At 65.1% G+C, this 2,635-nt stretch carries 1 protein-coding gene; it reads right to left on the bottom strand.

What is annotated here, in order from left to right; genetic code table 11:
- On the bottom strand, window positions 1-2,635 hold a 2,635-nt coding region (locus tag AC1DSN_RS21080), incomplete at both ends, for a beta strand repeat-containing protein (protein WP_477332675.1).

Here is a 2,635-nt window from a genome sequence, read left to right as displayed (position 1 = left end):
CGGTAACCCCATTCGTACCCGTCAGACTCGTGCCCCTGACCGTCTCATCGCTCGTCGACTTGTTCGTAACGGTGTGCCCGTCGATGTCGAGATCCGTCGTACCGCGTCGATCCGTCACAGCGTTGAGAGTGAGGTCATTCCCAGCCGTCAAAGCCAGCTGGTTACCCGCCCCAAGCTGCGCACCATCACTGGTGAGATTGTGTCCCGCCTGAAGGACGAGGTTCCCGCCCGCATTGATCGCACTCGTCGCATACGTCACCGCGGACTCGCCGTGCGATGCCGTCTCGCTCCGCGTGGCATGACTCTGCGCGGCCAGCGTCAGATCGTTGCCGRCAACCAGCTGCGCATTGCCGCGCGCGTGAATCGTGCTGGCCGTGGCGGTCAGGTCATTGCCAGCCATCATCGCGAGGTTGCCGCCCGCCTGGATCGGCGCTACGTTCGTCGTGAGGTCGCGCCCGGCCATCAGCATCGCGTCGCCGGTTGCGGTGATCGCTCCGGTGTTGGTGAGGTCCCGGCCTGCCTGCACGGATATGCTCTGCGCGGAGAGCGTGCCGGCATTGATCACATCGCCGCGCGCGGTAACGGCCAGCGTGCCGCCGCTCTGCAGTGCGCCGGTGTTGATTAGCGTATCGGCTGAGAGCAAGGTGCCATGGTCGCTGGAGATCATCCCCTCGTTGGTCAACGTCGTGCCGGACTGGATCGCCACCTGGTCGCCGGCGATCAGCGCGCCCTGGTTCTGCAGGTGGTCCGCCGTCGCCTTGGACAGATACACCACGGGCGAGAGCACATGCTGTCCATCGACCACCGTGTCCACCAGCCAGACGATGTCCGACTGCAAGGCGGCGATCTGCGTGGACGTCAACGGTGCGCCGAGGGTCAGACCCAGCTGTGCGGCCTGCGCAGCCGCATTGCCCATCAGGGCGGTGTACTGCGACATGGCATCGCCGGTACCGGTCAGGTTGCGCCGACCGGTCAGCTGCAGGATCTGGTCCAGCACCAGGTTCTGTTCGTAGTAACCGTCACCCAGGCGCTTCTGGATATTCGCCGGGTTGTCGCCCAGCGCCTGCAGCAGATAGTCCGAGCTGGTGACCGGACCCGTGGCGAACCGTGGCGCCGTGGTCATCAGGAACGGCGCACCTGCGTCGGTGTGCTGCTGGACCATGGCGTTGTTGGGTGGCGTGTAGCCCGACAGCGGATGCGAGGCGGCGCCGACGGTTTGGCCATTCCCTCCGCCCGGGCCAATCAGAGCATTACCCGATGTCCCGCCGGCCGTCGTGGTCCCGGTGGCGAACGCGCCGGTCGCACTGGCCATGCTCAGGTTTCCTGGCCCCGCGATGGGGCCCAGCGACGGCCCCCCGATTTCCGTGTTGCTCACCTGGGCAGCGGTCACGTTCACGGTGCCGCCCGCGGTGATCGAGGCCGTCAGGCCCGGACCCGCGTTATAGGTGATCCACGACGGCGCACTCCCCGCCAGGAGGTTTACGGTCGCGCTGCCAGTCGTGGTGGGCTGCCAATTGTTGTAGCCGGCCAGCGTCCAGACGTGATTGCCACCGTCGATTTCCCAGATGCCGATCTGCTGATCGACGGTTTCCTTGACGGTGCCGGTCGGCACCCAGCTCTGGTTGATCACCGCACCCATGCCGGTCTGGCCGGTGGTGGGATTGACGATCGTGAGGTTCCGCCCGGCGGCCAGCTGTGAATTGGCATTGAGTACGGCGCCGGTGAGGTTCACATCGACACCGGCGGTCATCACGCCGGCCGCGGTCGCAAAATCCAGCACCGTCACGGACACCAGGGTGTCTTTGACCACTGCCTGCAAGTCATCGGCGAAGATGTTGTGCGAGTCGTGGTCCGGATCGGGCTGGTAGCCCTTGCACCACTGGTCGCCATTCTTGCCGGGCGTACCGAAGGCACTGCTGCCGCAATAGGCCTCCAGCACGGCAATCTGCGAGGCATCGAGAATCTGCGACGCCGGCGTACCCGGCGGCGGAAGACCGTTCGGATTGATCTCGTCCGAGCGATAGATCGGAACCGTCGTGGTTGTCGTGTTCTGCGCCTGCTCGGCAGGCGTCAGCGCGATGTCCTTCGTCTGGAAGTAACGCCGCTGGTTGGTGATCTGCTGCGCGGTAACGGTGAGGTTGCCCTGGGCCTGGATCCAACCAGAGCTGTTCAGCAGGGTCCCTGCCGCGTTGCCCGCGGCGTCTCCCGCGATATTCAGATTGCCGCCGCTATACAGCTCGCCATCGAGGTTGGCGAGGTTGCCCACCCACAACGAGAGCTGATTGGACGCACCGATGAACCCTTCGCCATAGTCGACCGGGGCCAGAGCGGTACCCAGGTCGCGACCATTGGTGAGGCTGGCGGCCTTCAGGGTCACTGTGTCGCCCAGAATGTTACCGGTGTTGGTGAGGCGATTGGCCGATGCCGTCAGGGTGTCGCCTTCGAGCGTGGCGCCTTGCTGGTTGTCCAGCGTGCCACCGACAACGATGTTGGCCACGCCCGTATGCGCCGTGTTGCTGCCGTTGATCGTGGCGCCGTTCGTGTTGACGAGATTGCCTGCGGTCACATCCAACTCGCCGGCGCTCTGCAACGTGCCCTGGTTGGTCAGCGTGCCATCGACCGTGAGCTTGAGCAC

The organism is Luteibacter sp. P4_D7_3, from assembly GCF_056401735.1.
Note: the sequence above shows the minus strand (reverse complement) of the source record. Positions and strands in the feature narration are given on the sequence as shown.